This window comes from Methylomonas rapida (assembly GCF_024360925.2).
Taxonomy (GTDB): Bacteria; Pseudomonadota; Gammaproteobacteria; order Methylococcales; family Methylomonadaceae; genus Methylomonas; species Methylomonas rapida.
On the sequence record NZ_CP113517.1, the window covers coordinates 3,989,071 to 4,007,317 of the forward strand.

Annotated in this window: 14 protein-coding genes and 2 pseudogenes; 9 read left to right on the forward strand and 7 right to left on the reverse strand. The window is 53.3% G+C overall.

What is annotated here, in order from left to right:
* Positions 1-14 precede the first annotated feature (14 nt).
* From rsmA to NM686_RS18855, 7 genes are all read left to right on the forward strand, one after another.
* The gene (rsmA, locus tag NM686_RS18825; RefSeq protein ID WP_255189362.1) at positions 15-806 is read left to right on the forward strand and encodes a 16S rRNA (adenine(1518)-N(6)/adenine(1519)-N(6))-dimethyltransferase RsmA; all 792 of its coding nucleotides are present in this window, start codon (positions 15-17) and stop codon (positions 804-806) included.
* 156 nt (positions 807-962) lie between these two features.
* Positions 963-1,601: an adenylate kinase gene (gene adk / locus NM686_RS18830; protein ID WP_255189363.1), complete on the forward strand. Its 639-nt coding sequence runs from the start codon at positions 963-965 to the stop codon at positions 1,599-1,601.
* 74 nt (positions 1,602-1,675) lie between these two features.
* The gene (gene leuC / locus NM686_RS18835) at positions 1,676-3,082 is read left to right on the forward strand and encodes a 3-isopropylmalate dehydratase large subunit (protein ID WP_255189364.1); all 1,407 of its coding nucleotides are present in this window, start codon (positions 1,676-1,678) and stop codon (positions 3,080-3,082) included.
* 3 nt (positions 3,083-3,085) lie between these two features.
* The gene (gene leuD, locus NM686_RS18840) at positions 3,086-3,724 is read left to right on the forward strand and encodes a 3-isopropylmalate dehydratase small subunit (protein ID WP_255189365.1); all 639 of its coding nucleotides are present in this window, start codon (positions 3,086-3,088) and stop codon (positions 3,722-3,724) included.
* Between the two features lie 20 nt (positions 3,725-3,744).
* Positions 3,745-4,875, forward strand: coding sequence for a 3-isopropylmalate dehydrogenase (gene leuB / locus NM686_RS18845; RefSeq protein WP_269021896.1), 1,131 nt, complete (start codon positions 3,745-3,747; stop codon positions 4,873-4,875).
* 2 nt (positions 4,876-4,877) lie between these two features.
* Positions 4,878-5,900, forward strand: a complete 1,023-nt coding sequence (locus tag NM686_RS18850) for an aspartate-semialdehyde dehydrogenase (RefSeq protein WP_255189367.1) — start codon at positions 4,878-4,880, stop codon at positions 5,898-5,900.
* A gap of 71 nt (positions 5,901-5,971) precedes the next feature.
* The gene (locus tag NM686_RS18855; protein WP_255189368.1) at positions 5,972-8,749 is read left to right on the forward strand and encodes a FimV/HubP family polar landmark protein; all 2,778 of its coding nucleotides are present in this window, start codon (positions 5,972-5,974) and stop codon (positions 8,747-8,749) included.
* Positions 8,750-8,956: 207 nt separating this feature from the next.
* Here NM686_RS18855 and NM686_RS18860 read toward each other — a convergent pair.
* A pseudogene (locus NM686_RS18860) lies at positions 8,957-9,630 on the reverse strand (FAD-binding protein).
* Between the two features lie 262 nt (positions 9,631-9,892).
* On the opposite strand from NM686_RS18860, the gene NM686_RS18870 reads away from it, so the two are divergent.
* A complete protein-coding gene (locus tag NM686_RS18870; RefSeq protein WP_255189370.1) occupies positions 9,893-10,267 on the forward strand; it encodes a hypothetical protein in 375 nt (124 codons plus the stop codon).
* A 137-nt stretch (positions 10,268-10,404) separates the two neighbouring features.
* Entirely contained in the window at positions 10,405-10,743 is a 339-nt protein-coding gene (locus tag NM686_RS18875; protein ID WP_255189371.1) for a hypothetical protein, read from the forward strand.
* Positions 10,744-10,853: 110 nt separating this feature from the next.
* Here the strand turns inward: NM686_RS18875 and NM686_RS18880 are convergent, their stop codons facing one another.
* The 6 genes and pseudogenes from NM686_RS18880 to NM686_RS18905 all read right to left on the reverse strand — a co-directional run bounded on the left by NM686_RS18880 (position 10,854) and on the right by NM686_RS18905 (position 17,930).
* A complete protein-coding gene (locus NM686_RS18880; protein ID WP_255189372.1) occupies positions 10,854-11,744 on the reverse strand; it encodes a response regulator in 891 nt (296 codons plus the stop codon).
* A gap of 7 nt (positions 11,745-11,751) precedes the next feature.
* A complete protein-coding gene (locus NM686_RS18885; RefSeq protein WP_255189373.1) occupies positions 11,752-13,179 on the reverse strand; it encodes an ATP-binding protein in 1,428 nt (475 codons plus the stop codon).
* Positions 13,172-13,699: a YfiR family protein gene (locus NM686_RS18890; RefSeq protein WP_255189374.1), complete on the reverse strand. Its 528-nt coding sequence runs from the start codon at positions 13,697-13,699 to the stop codon at positions 13,172-13,174. Before NM686_RS18890 ends, NM686_RS18885 begins: the two co-directional genes overlap by 8 nt.
* 32 nt (positions 13,700-13,731) lie before the next feature.
* Positions 13,732-14,889: pseudogene (locus NM686_RS18895) on the reverse strand (TonB-dependent receptor plug domain-containing protein); the annotation flags it as partial.
* A gap of 27 nt (positions 14,890-14,916) precedes the next feature.
* Entirely contained in the window at positions 14,917-15,903 is a 987-nt protein-coding gene (locus NM686_RS18900) for a TonB-dependent receptor (RefSeq protein ID WP_255189375.1), read from the reverse strand.
* A 137-nt stretch (positions 15,904-16,040) separates the two neighbouring features.
* Entirely contained in the window at positions 16,041-17,930 is a 1,890-nt protein-coding gene (locus tag NM686_RS18905; RefSeq protein ID WP_255189376.1) for a putative bifunctional diguanylate cyclase/phosphodiesterase, read from the reverse strand.
* Positions 17,931-18,247: the final 317 nt, after the last annotated feature.

Consider the following 18,247-nt stretch of genomic DNA (forward strand, 5'->3'; position numbering starts at 1 on the left):
CACCAACACCTATCATGACCCATCAAGCCCGCAAACGCTTCGGCCAAAACTTTCTGCACGACACCAGCATCATCAACAACATCCTGGCCTACGCCCACCCGCAGGCAGGCGAACACTGGGTTGAAATCGGTCCCGGTCTGGGCGCGCTGACCCAGCCTCTGCTGGAAAGCGGTATCAAGCTGGATGTGGTGGAACTGGACAGGGACTTGGTTGCCCGCCTGCAAAAACAACATGCCGGCAATACCCGTATTACGATACACAGCGCCGACGCACTGGATTTCGACTTTGCCGCCTTGGCAACGAACGACGAAAAATTGCGAGTGATAGGCAACCTGCCCTACAACATCTCGACCCCATTGATGTTTCATCTATTGGAAAGCACGGACTGCATCGAGGACATGCATTTCATGCTGCAAAAAGAAGTCGTCGACAGGATTTGCGCGGAGCCGGGCAGCAAGAAATACGGCCGCCTCAGCGTGATGATGCAATATTTCTGCGAAACCGAATGGCTGTTCGACGTACCGCCGGAAAGCTTCGATCCCGCGCCGCAAGTCATGTCGGCCATCGTTCGCCTGTTGCCTTACGCAAAGCCGCCTGTGGAAGTTGGTAATTTTCAGCATTTCAGTCAGTTGGTAACGCAAGCATTTTGCCAGCGGCGCAAGACCATCCGCAATGCGCTGAAGAACTACATCGATGAGCAAAGCATGCTGGATTTGGGCATAGACGCAACGCTACGCCCCGAATCGCTCACCCTGGAAGAATTCGCCCTGCTCAGCCGGCACAGCCTCGCGAATCAAACCAATTAACATCCCAATATACCCCACAACATTTGCCGGCATGCAGCGGGCGATTGCGCTAAAATGTCCGGTTTTTTACCGGCATCGGCAGATACAACGTCTGCGCGTGCTGTTTTACGTTACTTACAAGGCGCACAGCCTTATTCATGCTCGGGAGTTAAAACTATGCGTATCATCCTGTTAGGCAGTCCTGGTTCGGGCAAAGGCACCCAGGCACAGTTCATCACCGAAAAATTCGCCATCCCGCAAATTTCCACCGGTGACATGCTGCGTGCCGCGGTTCGCGAAGGCACACCTTTGGGCATCGAAGCCAAAAAAGTCATGGATGCCGGCGGCCTGGTTTCCGATGGCATCATTTTAGGCCTGATCAAGGAACGTATCGCCCAGGATGATTGCAAAAACGGCTTCTTGCTGGACGGCTTCCCGCGCACCATCGCCCAAGCCGAAGGCCTGGAAAAAATGGGCGTCGAGCTGGATTATGTGGTCGAAATCGCCGTCGGCGACGACGAAATCATCAAACGCATGAGCGGACGCCGCGTGCACCCGGCATCCGGACGCAGCTATCACGTCGTGTTCAATCCGCCGAAACAAGAAGGCCTGGACGATGTCACAGGTGAGCCTTTGATCCAACGCGACGACGACCAGGAAGAAACCGTGCGCAAACGCCTGAGCGTCTACCACGAGCAAACCAAGCCGCTGGTGGATTACTACTCCGCGCCGGGCCAAAAAGCCAAATTCGCCTCGATTGCGGGTGTCGGCTCGGTCGGTGACATTACCGCTAAAGTATTCGCGGCCTTGAATTAAACCATCGCAGGGTACGCTGTGCGCACCTTTAGCTTTCGGTACGCGATGCGTACCCCACCTATAGAGAAACCCATATGGCAGGTAAAACTTTATACGACAAACTCTGGGACGATCATGTCGTCCATACCGAAGACGACGGCTCGTGCCTGATTTACATCGACCGGCAGTTGCTGCACGAAGTGACTTCGCCGCAAGCCTTTGAAGGCCTGCGCATTTCCGGACGCCAGCCTTGGCGCGTGGCCCGCAACCTGGCCGTGGCCGATCACAACATCCCGACCACCGACCGCGCCAGCGGCATTGCCGATCCAGTTTCGCGCTTGCAAGTGCAAACGCTCGAAAACAACTGCAAGGAATTCGGCATCACTGAATTCCACATGACTGACATCCGTCAAGGCATCGTGCATGTGGTCGGCCCCGAACAAGGCGCCACCCTGCCCGGCATGACCGTGGTGTGCGGCGACTCGCATACCTCGACCCACGGCGCCTCCGCGGCTTTGGCCTTCGGCATCGGCACCTCGGAAGTGGAACATGCGCTGGCCACCCAAACCCTGGTTCAGAAAAAAGCCAAAAACATGCTGATCAAGGTCAATGGCAAAGCCGGCCCAGGCGTCACCGCCAAAGACATCGTGCTGGCCATCATCGGCAAAATCGGCACCGCCGGCGGCACTGGCTACACCATCGAATTCGGCGGCGAGGCGATTCAGGCGTTAAGCATGGAAGGCCGCATGACCGTCTGCAACATGGCCATCGAAGCGGGCGCCCGTGCCGGCCTGATCGCCTGCGATGAGAAAACCATCGAGTTTTACCGCGACCGTCCTTACGCCCCCAAAGGCGACGACTGGAACATGGCGGTACGTTATTGGGAAAAACTGCATTCCGATGCTGACGCCAAATTCGACAAAGTCATCGAATTCGACGCCGCCGCGATCAAACCGCAAGTCAGCTGGGGCACCTCGCCCGAGATGGTATTGCCGGTTGACGCCACCATCCCCGATCCGGCTCAGGAAACCGATGCTGTCAAGCGCCAAAGCATAGAGCGCGCCTTGCACTACATGGGCCTGACAGCCGGTCAGAAAATCACCGACATCAAGCTGGATAAGGTCTTCATCGGCTCTTGCACCAACTCGCGCATCGAAGACTTGCGAGCCGCTGCTGCCGTGATCAAAGGCCGCAAGAAAGCCGATTCGGTCAAGCAAGTGCTGATCGTGCCAGGCTCAGGCTTGATCAAGCAGCAAGCTGAAGCCGAAGGGTTGGACAAAATCTTTACCGAGGCCGGCTTTGAATGGCGCGAGCCCGGCTGTTCGATGTGCCTGGCGATGAACGCCGACCGTCTGGAAGCCGGCGAACATTGCGCATCCACCTCGAACCGCAACTTCGAGGGCCGCCAAGGTTACGGCGGACGCACCCATTTGGTCAGCCCCGCGATGGCCGCCGCCGCCGCGATCGCCGGTCACTTTGTCAATGTCGCCGAGGAGGCTTAATCAATGAGAGCTTTTACTACTTTGACCGCCTTGGTTGCACCGCTGGACAGAGCCAATGTCGACACCGACGCGATCATCCCGAAACAATTCTTGAAGTCGATCCGCCGTGCCGGTTTCGGCCCGTATTTGTTCGACGAATGGCGCTATCTGGACCGGGGCGAACCTGACATGGATTGCACGAACCGTCCACTAAACAAGGACTTCGTGCTGAACCAGCCGCAATTTCAAGGCGCGCAAATCCTGCTGACCCGGGAAAATTTCGGCTGCGGTTCTTCACGTGAGCATGCGCCGTGGGCCCTGGAAGACTATGGTTTTAGAGCCATCATCGCACCGAGCTTTGCCGACATTTTCTTCAACAACTGCTTCAAGAACGGCATCTTGCCTATCGTGTTGCCGGCGGAAACCGTCGATCAATTGTTCAAGGAAGTCGTCGACGGCTACCAGCTGACCATTGATTTACAAGCGCAAACCATCACGACGCCGAGCGGCCAGAAGATCGGCTTCACGGTCGACGAAACCCGTCGTCATCGTTTGCTGAATGGCCTGGACGACATTGGCTTGACCTTGCAACATGCCGACAAGATCAAGGCCTATGAAGCGGAACGCGCGAAACGCGCACCGTGGCTGTTCAAAGACGCATAAGTTCGATGCAAGGTAGAGTCATGGCTAAAAAAATTGCAGTTTTGCCGGGTGACGGGATTGGCCCCGAGATTGTCGCCGAGGCCCTCAAGATTTTGAGCTTTTTGAATACCGATATGAATCTGGATCTGGTATTCGAGAACGCGCTGATCGGTGGCGCCGCATACGACGCTTTCGGTACGCCGCTGCCGCAAATCACGCTAAACCTGTGCAAAAACGCCGATGCGGTTTTACTGGGCGCGGTGGGCGGGCCGAAATGGGAACCTTTGCCTCATGCGGTGCGCCCAGAACGCGGTTTGTTGAGCATACGCTCGGAGCTAAACCTGTTTTCGAATCTGCGTCCGGCGATTCTATGTCCGCAGTTAGTCGATGCCTCTACCTTGAAACCCGAAGTCGTGTCCGGGCTGGACATCATGATCGTGCGCGAATTGACCGGCGGTATCTATTTCGGTCAACCGCGCGGCATTCGCCTATTGGAAAATGGCGAACAGCAAGGCTACAACACGCTGGTTTATAGCGAATCAGAAATTCGCCGTATTGCTCATTCGGCCTTCAAAACCGCGCAAAAACGCCATAAAAAGCTCTGTTCGGTAGATAAGGCCAATGTACTGGAAGTCACCGAACTGTGGCGCAATGTAATGACCGAAGTCGGCAAGGACTATCCGGACGTGCAGCTCACTCACATGTATGTCGACAATGCCGCGATGCAACTGGTCCGTGCGCCGAAACAGTTCGACGTGATCGTCACGACCAATATGTTCGGCGACATCCTGTCGGACATCGCCGCGATGCTGACCGGCTCGATCGGCATGCTGCCGTCGGCTTCGCTGGATGCCAGCGGCAAAGGCATGTACGAGCCTATCCACGGTTCGGCGCCAGATATTGCCGGCAAAGGCATCGCCAACCCGCTGGCTACCATTCTGTCGGTTGCGATGATGCTGCGCTACACCTTCAATCAGCCCGCAGCCGCTGATCGCATCGAACAAGCCGTCAACGCTGCATTGGATGCACAAGTCAGAACGGCGGATATTCATTCTGAGGGCATGGTCAAAGTCAGCACCTCGGAAATGGGCGATACTGTGCTCGATGCATTGCGCCGCCAGTCACGGCAAACCAGCCTTCAAATGCATGATTCCCAATCGGTCGGAGTTTAAACATGTCGAAAACCTATAATGTTGCAGTAGTCGGCGCTACCGGTGCGGTCGGCGAAACCATGATTGCCATCCTGGAAGAACGCAACTTTCCAGTCGGTAACGTCTATGCCCTGGCCAGCGAGCGCTCGGCCGGCAAACGCATTCCGTTCAAGGGCGGTTCATTGGTCGTCGAAGACCTTGCCACTTTTGATTTTTCCAAGGTGCAGATCGGCCTGTTCTCGCCCGGCGCTTCGGTCTCGGCCGAATACGCGCCGAAAGCCGCGGCAGCCGGTTGCGTGGTGATCGACAACACCTCGCAGTTCCGTTATGACGACGACATTCCACTGGTCGTACCGGAAGTCAATCCGGAAAAAGTGGCCGATTATAAAAATCGTGGCATCATCGCCAATCCGAATTGCTCGACGATACAGATGCTGGTGGCGCTGAAACCGATTTACGACGCAGTCGGCATCAGCCGCATCAACGTCGCCACGTATCAAGCCGTATCGGGCACCGGCAAGGAAGCGATAGAGGAACTGGCGACGCAAACCGCCAACCTGCTGAACGCCAAACCCATCAAACCTAGCGTCTATCCAAAGCAGATTGCCTTCAACGTGTTGCCGCAGATCGATGTATTCATGGACAACGGTTACACCAAGGAAGAAATGAAAATGGTCTGGGAAACCCGCAAAATCATGGGCGACGACAGCATTCAAGTCAATCCGACCGCCGTGCGGGTGCCCGTGTTTTACGGACATTCCGAAGCGGTACATATTGAAACCAAGGAAAAGATTTCGGTAGAACGCGTGCGCGAGCTATTGAGCAAAGCACCCGGCGTCACGTTGCTCGATGAGCGCGTGAACGGCGGTTATCCGACAGCCGTCACCGAGTCATCAGGCCACGATGACGTCTATGTCGGCCGGATTCGCGAGGATATTTCTCATCCCAATGGAATCGACCTGTGGGTGGTAGGCGACAATGTCAGAAAAGGTGCGGCACTTAACAGTGTGCAGATAGCCGAGGTGCTGGTAAAAAATTACATCTAGTCTAAGATTAGCAAGCGACTTAAATGCGTCTGTCAGATAGTGCCGAGGTAATCCCAGTGAAGGAAAAGAATGTGAAACATTTAACTAAAACGTTAGCGGTTGTATCGTTGCTCGCACCGATGACCGCGCAGCCGTTAGGGATCGGCGATATCCAGTTGCATTCTGCCCTGAACGAAAAACTTAACGCCGAAATCCGCTTGCACTTGGCTCCTGGCGAAAACCCTTCCGATGTCACCGTTCGACTGGCCCCGCCGGAAAAATTCGATAAAGCGGGCGTGCCGTGGAATTACTTTCTATCGAAAATCAAGTTCCAGACGGTAGAGCAATCCAATGGAAATCTGGTGATCAAAGTCACCTCCCGCGAACCGCTCACCGAACCGTTTTTGGACTTTTTGCTGGAAGTAAACTGGCCACAGGGCACTCAATTCCGCGAGTTTACCGTGCTGCTGGACCCGCCTGCCGACTACCGTCCGCCGGTAATTCCAAGCGCCACAACTCCCGCGTATCCCAGCTATCAAGTTGACCCCCTAGACGATTACCAGCCGCCGGTTCGCAAAGCTCGCACCGTCAAAAAACGTGCTGCGCGTGCGCCCGCTGTATCCAATATCACGCCGCAAACGCCAACCAGCGGCGAATATGGCCCGACGCAGAAATCCGACACACTATGGCGTATCGCCGAACAGTTGGGTAGCGAACGCGGTGTACCAACCCGGCAAATGCTGACAGCGCTTTATCAAGCCAATCCCAATGCCTTCAACCGAAACGACATGGATGCGCTGAAGGCCGGCGTCGTGCTGAAAATCCCGGAAACCGATGCCATTTTGCAATCCGGCAAGGCCCGCCCTGAACAAAAGGTGGCACGCAAGGAGCCAGTACCTGCGCCCAAACCCGTTGTCAGCGAAACCAAACAGCTGGAACTGGTAGCCCCCACCGACGGCAAAGTACCTGACACGGCACAACTGGCCGAACAAACCAGACCGGGCGCCGAAACTGGCACCCCCGGAAGCACTGGCGCAAGTCCCGATAGCGAAGCCGCCACGGGTAAAGATATAGCACTGCAAGATCGCATCGATAGACTGGAACAGCAGCTCAACATGATGCAGCAGTTGCTGGCATTGAAGGATCAACAGCTGGCCGCCCTGCAAAGCAAGGATACTACAGCCGCTCAACAAGCCGCGGAAACCGCCAAAACCTTGCAAGCTCAGCAACCGCCGGCTCAAGCCCCTGTTGAGCAAGCACCGGCCACTCCCGAGACGCAAGCCACTACTGTACCGGCACCAGCCCCAACGCCCGCGCAACCTACTCCCCCGGCTCCCGCACCGGAGATCAAACCAGCGCCGGTACCCCAGCCCCCGAAACCCGCACCGGCCGCCCCCGTCGCAGCCGAAGAAAGCTTATTTTCATCGCCCGCGTATTACCTCACCTTTGGCGGTCTCGGTACTGGCATACTCGGCGCGCTGGGTTGGCTATGGTGGCGCAAACGCAAAATAGAAAGCCAAACCAACACCGAAAGCATGTTTGCTAGCGCCAGCCAGATCAGGCTGCCGGATTCCGACAGTAGCCTGTCGGTCCCCGTACTGGACATGACCAGCCCGGGTTCTTACGATGTCGGCACGGTAGGCGAAAGTTCGTTCATCAGTGACTTTACGCCCAGCGATTTCGAAGCTTTCGATACCGATCAAAGCGAAGTCGATCCTTTGTCCGAGGCCGATGTCTACCTGGCTTACGGTCGCTATCAGCAGGCCGAAGACCTGATCCGGCATGCGATTCGCGAGCAACCGAAAAAGGACGAATACAAATTAAAATTGCTGGAGATTTTCTACGCCAACGAAAACAAGGAAGGTTTTGCCGCGTATGCGCAAGAACTGGCCGACGCCGGCAAATCCGCGGACAAATCATTCTGGACCAAAGTCTCCGACATGGCCAAGGAAATCGTTCCGAATTCGCCGTTGTTTGGAGGCGCGCCTACTCCGGATAATCAAGCATCCACTGATGCCCCGGATACCGATTTGAAAATCGATCTGGAAAGTCCGGCCACTAAAAAACCCTCAATACTCGATAGTGACGACCGGTTCGACTTCAACGAAGCCAGTGATTCGGAAGATGATCTGGTCGATCTGGAAGCGCCGACATTGCCCGATCTGGAATTGATGAAAGAGGTCGATGCCGAACTTGCCGATTTTCAGTTGAATCAGGAGCAGACCGAAGCAGACGACAACAGCCTGGATTTCGATCTAAGCTCGTTCTCGGAAAAAAAACCAACCACTTCACAGACTGACGCGGAAGAGTCCGTTGTCGACATCGAATCAATCGACTTCGATTTGAGCGGTTTTGCTAACGAACCGGCGGAAAAACCGGAGCCCGCAGCCGAAACACCTGGCGACACGCTGGAAACCTTCGACTTTAATTTCGATTTCGATGCGGAGAGCTCCGCCGAAAACAAGGATTCTGCAACTCGCGATATCGGCACGCCCGCCGCCCAGGAAGAGTTCGACCTGGCCAGCCTGGAAAGCTTCGATTTCCCTGAGTTGGGTTCGCTGACCACAGAAGCAAAGCCTGCCTCGAGTACACCCGAGTTAGGCAGTACCTCGCTGGAGACTCCGGACGAATTTGATTTCAATTTCGATTTCAACGCCCCAACCAGCGAAAGTGACGACGACAGCATCGATCTTGGCGAGGTTTCCGACTTGACCGACATGGACGAGTTCGAAACCAAGATCGATCTGGCCAAAGCCTATATCGACATGGGCGATGCGGAGGCCGCCAAAAACATTGCCTCGGAAGTTCTGGAAAAGGGTAATCAGGCACAAAAACAAGCCGCCCAGGCCATTCTGGACGAATTGCAATGATTCGCCGCTGCTCAGAGGCATCCATAAAGAACAGTCTTTCGAGTCTGTTCTTTTCCGCTACCCTGTTTTCTCCCCCGTAGCGCCGCTAGGTACAGGCTATTTCACCAGCAACTCGATCCAATGCAATACCGGAACGGTGGATTTTTCCTGTAAATACAAACAGCAGCCGATATTTGCACTGGCGATCAACGCCGGATTGCAAGGCACTTAATTTGTCATCGCGCAAACGGCCCGCCAATCGCGGCTGCAACATCGAATAGCTGCCGACGGAACCGCAACATAGAATGCGCATCGGCCACCGGTGGCCAGGGTAAACCCCAAGCGCGTCAACAGCATTTCCACGATCCCACTGAGCCTTAAACCATGTTGTAACGTACAAGGTACGTGAAAGGCGATTCGCCTTGGTTTTATGCGCAATCCCGACACATCCTCGGCTTGCAAAATCTCGGCGAGGTCTTTCACCAAGCCGAGCAAGCCTTCCGATCCTATCGCCAATGCCAGCAAATCATAGCCCGGCGCATCCAGTCCGCCCGAGTCCAAGATCAAGATCAAAAGCTCGCCATCCATCGTCACCAGTTTGATTTGCCATACATTGTGCACGGTCAGGCCATATTTCAAGCAGTGGACGCCGCCGGCATTTTCAGCGACATTGCCACCTATGCTACAGGCGATTTGCGAGGATGGATCGGCGCGTAATACAAACCGTGAGCCTTGGCGGCTTCGGAAATCGCCACGTTGCGTACGCCGGGCTGCACTGTCGTGCTACCGTTTACAGGATCGACCGCGAGTATTTTGTTCATCTTGCTCAAGCCCCGCACGATGCCATCGGCAACCGGCAAGGCAGCGCCGGCACCTGTCGATAGGCGGACAAGGCATCGCATTCGTATGCACCTAGGCTTTCAGGGTCGCTAATCACGTTATCGACGCCCAGCAAAGACCGACAATGCTTAACAAACGCATTCGGCAACGCCATATACTCTCCCGATAAAAAGCGAAATTTTGCCCGATCATGCGAGAAGCTTAGCCCAGGCACAAGCCTGGTGCCACCGAGCCTAGTAGACGCCATGACCGAATTAAGTTAGTTTTAAGCGAGCCTGCGCAAAATCCGCCGCAACTGAAACATTTTCCAGATTAGGAGTCGATATGTTCAGAATCGCAAAAATCATCATCGTTAGCGTGCTGTTTTCATCGCCGGCATTGGCCGATCACCGCCACTGGCACGATCATCACGGCCATGGGCATCATCGCCATCACCATCATCATGGCCATTACCCTCGTTATCGTGAAGAGATCGTTTACGTTCCTGGCCGTATCGTCGAGTACGTCCCCGCGCCGCGTTATTATGCTCCACCGCCTCCACCGCCAGTAAGCTACTATCGTTACGACCAACGTTCGCCGCAGGGGTTGGTGGGCGGCATGGTCGGCAGCGTCATGGGTTATGAAATGGGTCGGGGCGATCCGCTGGCCGCCGGAATCGGGGCCGCCGCCGGTGCCTGGCTAGGCAACGGCATGTACTAAATCCAGTGCAATGAGGGTATGATGCAGCAGACATGCCATCGCGTTACCGCGAATGAACGCTTCATGTCAGCCATCGACTCAGCCCTAATCATCACCCGCAGTCGACTGTAAGATAATTTATTTTTCCCGGAGGATTCATGAAATCTTTGCTGAAAACCTTGCTCGTCATTGCAACCTTGAGCTTCACGGCAACCGGTATCGCCGAACAAGCTCATCATCCCAAACCCATAGATGCAGGAAAGAGCGACAAAGCCATGGCCCACGACATGGAAGGCATGGACCCTGCCAAAATGTCCGAGCATCTGAAACAAAAGCAGGAGCACATGCTGATGATGCACGATCTGTCCAATAAGATCCTGGCCGAAACCGATCCCGCCAAACAACAAGCCCTGAAAGACCAACAACTGGAAATCATGAAAGCGCATCATATGAAAATGATGTCGATGCATCATGGCAAAGGCATGATGCACGAATAAACCGTTGCCGATTGCTGCTTTAACCGGATTACCGGCGTCATCCAGGATGACGCGGTTATGGTAAGTGCGTAATCGCTGCGGCCTTGTTTTTTCGAACAAGGCCGCAGCTTTTATTGCCCAGCTGGCACGATCAAGCCATCGATTTCATGCATCAGCTTGTTAAAACCAAGCTCGGCATGGTTCATCATCGGTTCGACAAGCACTTGACTCGGCTCTTCAATGAATTGTTCTTGTAACGCTTTCATTAAAGCCGATAGCTGCGCGGCCCCGATCGCACTCAAGGCACCACTGAGTGCATGCGCCTGCTGTGCGGCGGCTTGATAATCCCCGGCGGCATAGGCCGACTTGATCATCGATATCGTGTCGGCGTGTTGCTGCCTAAGAGTCCGCAATAATCTGCAATATAGGCCAGCATCACCCGAGACGCCATTCCTGGCCAGGTTGCGATCCACACCGGCAAGCGCGGGAAAATCACCTGCAACACCTCTTTTTTCTGGCGTCAAACCCAACTCACGCAAAGAGCGCGGCTTGGTCCAGTGCCCAAGCTTTTCCAGTAGCTGATCCCAGTGAATCGGTTTGCCGATATGATCGTTCATTCCACTCGCCAGACAGCGTTGCTTTTCTTCGGCCATCACGTTCGCAGTCATCGCAATGATGGGTAGATCGGCAAAGCGAGGATTTTTGCGGATGGTTTCGGTAGCAATAAACCCGTCCATGACCGGCATCAAGCAATCCATCAGCACGGTGGCATATTCATGTTTTGCCACCAATTCCAGGGCTTCCGCGCCGTTGCAAGCCAAATCCACGATTAAACCATGATTGCGCAAGACTTCCTGAACCAGCTCCTGATTGACCGGGTTGTCTTCGACCACCAACAGATGCACGCCTTCCAAATCGCTCCAGTGATACGCGGGCGCTTCCGCCGGAAGCGCCTTGGCGAGTCTTCCGTTACTTGCAAGTCCCAGTTTGATCGTAAAGGAAAAGCGACTGCCAAGGCCCACACGGCTTTCAATACTGATGCGCCCCCCCCATCGCCTCGACCAACTCCTTACAGATGGTCAGGCCCAATCCCGTGCCGCCATATTGCCGCGTGGTCGAGTCATCCGCTTGGGTAAACGGCTCGAACAATCGCTCCTGTTGTTCTTCACTGATACCGATGCCAGTATCGATCACGTTAAAACGCAAAGTCACGTCCTCGGCGCCAATAGTTAGCGGCTTGATTTGAACGGTAATCGTGCCCGCTTCAGTAAATTTGATGGCATTGCTGATCAGATTGAGCAAAACCTGACCTAAACGCAGCTGATCACCCACCAGTAGTGGAATATTCGGATCGACGGCAAACCGCAAGTCCACCGGCTTGTCGTTTAACAGGGGCGTTGTGACGTCCGCCAGATACTTGATAACCGTATCTAGCCGAAAGCTCTTCAGTTCCAGGCTAATCTTGCCGGATTCGAGCTTAGAGTAATCCAGAATATCGTTGATAATGCCCAATAACCATTTGGCCGCGTCATTGGCCTTGATGATGTAACTACGTTGTTTTGCCGATAATTCGGTTTGCAGCACCAAATGCAACATGCCTAAAATCGCATTCATCGGCGTGCGGATTTCATGACTCATATTGGCCAGGAATGCGCTTTTGATTCTCAAGGCGGCACTCAACTCTTCCGTACGTTGCCTGACCTTGTTCTCGAGCTCCGAATTCAATTGCAGAATTTCCGCCTCCCTGCTGCGAACCTGTTGCATCAGAAAGTTAAAGGCTTCGGACAGCCGGCTGATCTCGTCGTTTTGTCGCTTCGGATAGGAGAATAATTCGTCCCTCCCTGGTTGGCGCGCGATTCGTCGCGCATGGGTTTCGAGCCGCTGGATCGACGACATCACGAATTGCCTCAATAATAACGACAACACGAAGCTGCAGATCACCGCAACCAATACAGCCGCGATAATAAACACCATTTCCAAACGCTGAAGTTCCCGATATTCATCGAGATGAAAGGCGCCTTTCAATAGGCCTAGATTTTGCTGATTGTGTGAGATGGAAATGTTGAAATAAAGCTTGTTACCGCGCCAGATATATTCCTGCCCGGCAGCCATTAACGGCGACTCGCTGGCGATATTCACAGGGTCGTAATTCGTCATGATCTCGCCGTTGGCATTTTCCAGCCGCACATAGGCAATACGGGAATCCTGCAGGAGTTTGCTCAATTGCTCTTCTGCTCCGGCCTTGTCGTTAAAGACCAGCGGCAATGTCGTATATTGACCGACCAGTTTGACAAGCAGCAAATTGTTGCGAATAAAACTCTGCCGATGCTGCTGGTCGTTATGCCAATATAAAAAGCCAGCGATAGAGACCACCGTAATGATTACGACGGTCATGATCACGCCCAATATTTTTGTCTTTAGCGGCTGAAACAGCAGCCATTGCGTTAATTTATTCAACAATTCTAGCCGCCCCTAGCAAATGATAACTAGCCTTCAGATTATTCTTACTTAACGCCGCGCGGTTGACCTCCAAACGCAGACGATTATCTTCCACAAAGAAATCCACGTGAGCGCCCCGGCTTACATCATCCCTTTTCTCGGTAATGATCAGGACAGGTTGAGAGGCTATTGTTTGCAGAATATCTTCTAGCCTTGCATTTTCCCCTACCCCTAAATATAAGATATGGCACTCGGAAAAAGACTTGAAGTTCTTTGCCGTAAACAGCTTGATTGGATTATTGTCTGTGTCGCTGCTTGCATAATAGGTTTCCAGAGCCGGCAACAACGACGTATTTGCATACACGCATAAGTTCATGGGACCTTGATTCGAGTCCGGCCATTGGATAAAGCCCGCGATTTTCTCTATCACGGACGCGCGGATCAGTTCACTGTTTGCCACGGCTTCGGCATTAACAACCGATGGCAAAGTGAACCCTGTTGCTAAAACCAATAGAATGACTATCCGGAATATGGCCATCAATGTCTGTTTGAAATAAGCATCGCAGAATGCTAGAAATTAATGGCTATTTCACCGTAGACCGATCTGCCGGGTGACGCGGGAATGGTATTGATGACCTTTCGATTAAACTCCGGATAATAAAACTTCTCGTCCAGCACGTTATCGAGATAAAAAGAAAAGGTAACCTGCTTAACATGCGAAATCCCTAACAATTTATCCAGACTATAATTCGTCTGGATGCTGAGATTATGATAATCCTCGGCGGCTGGATTGACGGCCATGGCGGACGGCATGACCTTGGCCGCGCTAAAATAGGTATCAAAGGCGCTGATTTGCAACTCAGGTGTAACGTCGAAACTCAAGCCGATTTTTGCCATATGATTGGGCATCTGAGTGGCATTGTTTTGCCCATCTCCCTTCTTATTGGTTTGAAACGTATAGGAACCTTTCCAGGACAAACGCTCGGTCAACCTGGCGTCGGCTTCGAATTCCAGACCTTCGAAGGTGGCGCTACCGGCATTGTTGTATTGTAAACGCTGCGGATCGGTATTGGGCACCGGAACCCTAACAATTAGATTGCGCACCTCGCTTCTAAAGGCGGTTATGGAGGCCTGATAATCGTCGGCATGGTAAAAAAGCTGCGCATCCATGGTATCGACCTGTTCTGGCTCTATGTTTCTGTTGCCCAGCACCACTGCGGATTGCGCGCCCAATTCCCCCGCGCTTGGCGCCCGATAGGCCTGATTGTAGAGCAGCTTGGCGCCAAACTCCGAGTTTATCTGATATACCAAGCCGGCCCGCCCGACCAGACCCGTAGTGGGCTCGCCATCATCCCAAATGCCTTCCGGCGTTTGTTTTAAGTTTTCATAATGATGATATTGCCCACCCAGGGTCAATTCCAAGTCATCCAGTAACGGATAACTTGCTTCTCCGTAAATGCTCGCTCTTAACTGCGAATAAGGTTCCAAGGTATTGGGATTGGACTGTTGCTTTACCCCGCCGTCCTCCCAGGCAATCAAACCGCCCAGCGTGATATTCAATTTATCATCGAGGAACGTCAAATAATTGGTTTGTTCCAGCAAGATGTTGTCTTCGTATAAATCAGTGAGATAAGGCACGCCATTGACAGGTAAATCATAATTTTGCGTGAAATGGGTGTAAGTCAGATTAAGCGTGCCAAGCCAGTTGCTGGCGATTTGATTTTTATAGCCGGTATCGAAAAAGAATTTCCGATTCTAAATCGGCTGACCTGAGCCAATGGGCACAGCTCCCCAATGGTTATGCTGATTGTTCACGACAAATAGATTGAAGTTGAAATCGCCCCACTCCCCCCACAGGCTGGCGCTAATATCTTCGCCGTCTTTACGAAAATTCGCCGGCTGCCCTTTTTCATCGATCGAGGAAGATAACCAGCCATCGCTGCCGCGATAGCGCACTGCCCCGGTAATGGCCGCATCATCGTTTTTCCAGGCAAATTCGCTTTCGGCCTGGCCGGTGTTGAAGCTACCGTAACGTCCGCGCACGGTAAACGCATTGTCCCGATGTTTTTTGGTCACGACATTGATCACGCCGGTAAAGGCATTGCTGCCGTAAAGCACGGAACCCGGCCCGCGTATCACTTCGATTTGTTCGATGTGGTGAATCGGAAAGTCGCGGAACATGGTTTCGTTCAAGCCGCCATAAGCGCTGTCGCGAATCGGCCTGCCGTTGATCAAAACCAGGGTATGGTTGTTGACATGGGTCAAGGCGTCGCCTCTGACGGCGGCAGTGCTATCCGACCAGATATACGTGCTGAGCATATAAATGCTGGTCACTCGATTCAGCAGGTCGGCCAGGGTATTGCCGCCGTACCGCTTGATATCGTCTTCCGTCACCACGCTGACGATGCCGGCGGCGGTGTTTTTATCCTCTTTCTTTTTGGAAACCACCTCGACTTGTAAAATTTCCTGCAAAGACATGGCCTTAAGCTTGGAAACCGACAAATCTTCCTCGCCATGACTGATTGGCGCGTAGCCTTGCAAGCCGACAAAAATACCCACAGCCGATAATAAACGCCGCATCACATCGATGAACTTATACGCAAACGTTACTCTGAAAGTAGCAAAAGGTGCGGTTGCTTGTTGGACAGGCGTCGGCGGCAAGGATGCCGACGTCGAGCCTACATGGATGTATTCACGGCGGCCTGTCCGGCAAGCAACCGAACCCTGAGAGACTATTTTCATTTGCCGGGACGATAGCGCGCTAAGGTGATTACACTGATGCATAAGCCGGAGGGGCCATCCGATAAAAGGGTTAGAGTCAAGTCAAACACGGTTTCAGTCGATCAAAGCGAAATCAAAATCGGCACCGACAACCTATCTTATTGCTGCGCAAGTCGCTTCAGCCAGTCGGCAGCCAATTCAGGCTTGCTGAATAAATATCCCTGATGAATCACGTCACCACGCGCATTCAAAAAACTGGCTTGCTCCTCGGTTTCCACGCCTTCGGCGACCACTTGCAATTTCATGTGCTTGGCCACCGCTAGAATAGACTCGACCAAAGTGGCATCGTCGGGATTGATCGTCACGTCCTGCACGAACGAGCGATCGATTTTCAACTCCTGGATCGGCAACCGCTTGAGGTAGGCCAGCGACGAGTAGCCGGTACCAAAGTCATCCAGGGAAAAACGAATCCCCAATGCCGCCAATTCGATCATTTTGGCGATCACATCATTCATGTTGTGAATCAACAAATTTTCCGTGACTTCCAGCTTGAGATGCGTCGGGTCGGCTCCCGTCTCTGCCAGCAGATGCTTGATGCTGGCGGCGAAACGAGGCTGTCTGAATTGCTTCGGGCTGATATTGACCGATAAAACAATCGAGCGCCCGGCTAAACCCTCGCAAGTCAAAAGCCGGCAAGCTTCCGTGAGCACCCAGCGCCCAATCTCGATAATCAAATCGGATTCTTCGGCGATGTGGATGAACGCAGTCGGCGAGATGAAACCGCGTTCCGGATGCTGCCAGCGCACCAAAGCCTCGGCACCCACAATGACACCGGCATTATTGACCTGGGATTGCAGGAACAACTTCAATTGCCCGCTGTGTACCGCCTGGCGCAATTCACGCTCGATCAAGAAATGGTTCTCGACGGATTTGCTCATGGAATGATCGAAAATGATGCTTTGATTGCCGCCCTCGGTCTTGGCGCGATGCATCGCCGTATCCACCCGCCTCAACACATCGCCCGTCGTATCGTCGGCATCCATGGGAAAAGATGCAATGCCAATACTGCTTGAAACCGTGATTTCCTCGGTATCGACCCGTAACGGGCGCGTGAGCGCGATTTGAATCTTTTCCGCCAACTGGTCGGCCAATACATCGATCGATGGCGAATTCTGCTTTGCCCGCACCAGCAAAATGGCAAACTCATCCGCCGACATGCGCGCCAGCATATCGCCCGCCTCCACCACGGAGTTGATACGCTCCGCCACGGCGCGCAACAGGACATCGCCCGAAGCGTGGCCGCGCGCATCGTTAAGAGTCTTGAAACGATCCAGGTTGAGCAATATCAGCGCGCCATCACACTGCGCCGCCTCGCACTTCGAAATGGCTTTGTCGATGCTTTCTATCAACAGCGATCGGTTGGGCAATGCCGTCAACGGATCATAATAGGCTAGCTGTTCGATGTTGAGCCTGCTTTTTTCCCGTTCTTCATAATCTTGAAAAAGCAGGGAAATCAGCATGGTTGCCAACGGATAAACCAAAAAGATGGTAGCGCCCAGTTCCTTGAATACCTGGTATCCCTTGTAATGCGGCAAAAACATGAAAATAGCCAACATCACGCCGTGCACCAAAAAACCGAACCCCAGCAAACTGAGCGGCCCCAAGTAATGCCCCGTCCTTTGCCTGATGAAATAGAACATGACACCCAAAGCTGCCGTGGCGAAGATGACCGAAATGCCAACGGGCGCGCCAATACCGCCTAGCCATAGCCTGTATACAGCCATTATCAGGGCGCTGAGAGTAGCCACCAAAGGGCCGCCAATCAGGCCGGCAACCGCCAAAAGCACCGATCTGCCGTCGAAAATGATGCCATCATTATCATAGTGAATCGGCGTCATCATCCCTAACACCCCCACCACGCCAAACATCAGGCCAAACAAAATCCGCTGGGAAAACAAACTTTTGTTCAGATGGGCAAGCATTACGGGATACATGGCGGCCAATGCCACCAGAAGCGCTGTGTTCTTGATTAATTCAACGATGATCACGCAAGACCCGCATTAGTGATTCGAAAAAACCAACACACCTGCATGACATTTGTTGTCGGTTGATAGTAGACAAATTATCCATCCTCGCTGGGGACATTTTTTTGAATCGTAGGCTATCAGTGTTTTGCCTGTGTTTCAAACCAGACCCCAAATTCAATCACGAGCAAACCGCGGCGTCTTGTTCCCGTCGTCGAGTAAGGCGAGCCCCCTAAAACTCATCTCCATTTAACTTTAATAAAGGAGATTAAACGGTTGTTTATATTGAAGCTATTGATTTCATTCACATTCCAAGCCTGAACACCCCGTAAAAGTGCTAT

Coding starts and splice junctions, on each gene's coding strand:
- leuD (WP_255189365.1), top strand. CDS start 3,086: ATGAGAGCTTTTACTACTTTGACCGCCTTGGTTGCACCGCTGGACAGA.
- NM686_RS18850 (WP_255189367.1), top strand. CDS start 4,878: ATGTCGAAAACCTATAATGTTGCAGTAGTCGGCGCTACCGGTGCGGTC.
- leuC (WP_255189364.1), top strand. CDS start 1,676: ATGGCAGGTAAAACTTTATACGACAAACTCTGGGACGATCATGTCGTC.
- NM686_RS18890 (WP_255189374.1), bottom strand. CDS start 13,699: ATGGCCATATTCCGGATAGTCATTCTATTGGTTTTAGCAACAGGGTTC.
- rsmA (WP_255189362.1), top strand. CDS start 15: ATGACCCATCAAGCCCGCAAACGCTTCGGCCAAAACTTTCTGCACGAC.
- NM686_RS18900 (WP_255189375.1), bottom strand. CDS start 15,903: ATGAAAATAGTCTCTCAGGGTTCGGTTGCTTGCCGGACAGGCCGCCGT.
- NM686_RS18875 (WP_255189371.1), top strand. CDS start 10,405: ATGAAATCTTTGCTGAAAACCTTGCTCGTCATTGCAACCTTGAGCTTC.
- leuB (WP_269021896.1), top strand. CDS start 3,745: ATGGCTAAAAAAATTGCAGTTTTGCCGGGTGACGGGATTGGCCCCGAG.
- adk (WP_255189363.1), top strand. CDS start 963: ATGCGTATCATCCTGTTAGGCAGTCCTGGTTCGGGCAAAGGCACCCAG.
- NM686_RS18870 (WP_255189370.1), top strand. CDS start 9,893: ATGTTCAGAATCGCAAAAATCATCATCGTTAGCGTGCTGTTTTCATCG.